Genomic DNA, 2319 nt, shown 5'->3' with positions numbered 1-2319 from the left:
CACGTCCGGTTAAACAGTTGTCATTGCGAACGGAGTGAAGCAATCGCTCCAGACGTTGTGATTGCTTCGTTTCACTTCGTTCCACTCGCAATGACATATCACAAGTAATTTATCGGACATGATATAACTTCAAATGCCTTTGTTCCCTGGAAACGATAAATATAAAAATCCCTGTCCAGCGAGAAAATTCGACGATAAAATGTTCTCTCATACGATAAACTTTCAAGGTAATTGTTCCGCAAATATTTATGTCAACTATAAAACTCTTCACGCTGAACTAGAGCTAGTCTGGAGAATAGGCTGATTTTGAGGACGCTTCCCCTTCACCACCATCTTTACACCACCTGCTGGGCTAAATAGCAAACCCTTACGAACTGGCTGCACTGGTTTGCTATCAGCCAGTTCCATCTCCCAGTGAGACAGCACTGTTGCCAACACCAGTTTGATCTCAAACAAGGCAAATGCCATTCCAATACAGCGACGGTTCCCGCCACCAAAGGGTAAATACTCAGATGGAGAAAATTGCCGTTCTAGAAAACGCTCTGGCTTAAATTGCTTCGACTCAGGATATAAATCTTCTCGATGATGGGTCAAATAAATAGAAGGAATCAGCAAAGTACCAGGCTCAAAGTTGTATTCCCCAATTTGTAGCGGTGATTTGACCACTCGATTTAGTGCCGATACCGCCACAGGGTAAAGACGTAGCGTTTCAGAACAGACAGCATTCAAATAAGGCGATGCCTCCGGCGGGCTTTGCCTACGGAAAATAGCGTTTGGATCTGGTTGTTCACCCAACTTATCTAATTCTTGCAGCAGTTTTTCCCGCACCTGCGGCAGATGATGAATCCAGTACAGCGCCCATGATAAGGTAGTTGCAGTAGTTTCGTGACCCGCCACTAATAGGGTCATCAGTTCATCGCGTAATTCCAGGTCTGTCATCGGCTCTCCCGCCTCATCACGAGCAGCCATCATCAAAGATAGAATATCAGTCCGAGATGGATCGGGTTGTGCTTTGCGTTCTTGAATCTGGGCGTAGATAAGTTGATCAATTTGCTGCCGTAAACGCAAGTATTTCCCCCAAGGACTCCACGCTCCTAAATCCTGCCGCATTGATGGGAAAAGAAGCAGAACAGTTCTTAAGATAGGGATTTTGGGATTCAGGATTGCAATTAGGAGTTTATAGAGTTTCTCGTAACGTGGCCCATCTTCTAGACCAAATACAGCCTTCAAAATTACTTGGAAAGAGATTGCTTGCATTGATGGCAGAACTGCAAAGGTTTCTCCAACCTGCCACTGATTAGTGACTTGCTCAGTGATGTCGCAGATTAATTCACCATAAGCTAGCATTCGTTCCCCATGTAAGGGTGGTGTCAACAGCTTTCGTTGTCGCTGATGAGGCTTTCCGTCCAGCGCCAGTATTGATTGCCGTCCTAATAAAGGCGATCTAATTCCTGCGGACTCACCAGAGTCCAACTGTTTTGGATCTGTAGTAAAAATCTGCCCAATCGCCTGAGGATTGCTAATGAATACTTGAGGAGGAGAATTTTGTCCTATCTGAAGGGTGAAGATATCACCATAACGTTTAGCACAGTCTTCTATGTATTCTAAGGGATTAGTAAGCCATTGATACGTCTGTACCCAAGGGTGAGCTTGAGGGCCGTTAGGCAGTTTAAGTGCAGACATTTTTATTAATCTCCCAATGATTAAAGCAAGATTGTTATCAGCCAGTCATTCATGCACCCCTAGCTTGATTGATCTTAATACAACATTTTATTAATTCGTAGCAAATTAAATTTGACAATACCTTGCAATGCCAATGCGTCGGCCGCATTGTTAATGCGTCCCGATACAATGCCAATGCGTCGGCTGCATTGTTAATGTATCCCGATACAATGCCAATGCGTCGGCTGCATTGTTAATGTATCCTGATACAATGCCAATGCGTCGGCTGCATTGTTAATGCGTCCCGATACAATGTTAATGCGTTCCCCTGCATTAAAAACGCCACGATTTTAGGCAAAGCTGTACTTAAAACACAGATCAGGCAGATGAATTTACCAATTCCTGAATCTGCCTTGGAGTTAATTCTTGCACATTACTTAAAACTACCACTGCTCCTGCTGCTAGCAGTGTCTCAGCATAGGCATTACCACGCGCTGATGTTTCCTGCACATGGGGTGGTAAAACCCCTACACCAATCCAACTGCGAGAAGAATCCAAAGCCTGTGCTTTCTCGACGGTATACATATCTGCTACCGTATCTCCCACGTACACTACAGCTAATTTTTGCTCAATTCCATTATCTAACTCACGAACTGT

At 44.3% G+C, this 2319-nt stretch carries 1 protein-coding gene and 1 pseudogene; both read right to left on the bottom strand.

The genetic code is table 11. The features are described from left to right. Nucleotides 1-267: 267 nt before the first annotated feature. Nucleotides 268-1683, bottom strand: a complete 1416-nt coding sequence (locus LC574_RS36260; protein ID WP_229458458.1) for a cytochrome P450 — start codon at nucleotides 1681-1683, stop codon at nucleotides 268-270. 357 nt (nucleotides 1684-2040) lie between these two features. Beyond that, nucleotides 2041-2319 (bottom strand): annotated as a pseudogene (locus LC574_RS36255) (TIGR01548 family HAD-type hydrolase); the annotation flags it as partial.

The organism is Nostoc sp. CHAB 5715, from assembly GCF_020829685.1.
Classification (GTDB): Bacteria; Cyanobacteriota; Cyanobacteriia; order Cyanobacteriales; family Nostocaceae; genus Nostoc.
This window is presented reverse-complemented; position numbering and strand designations above follow the sequence as displayed.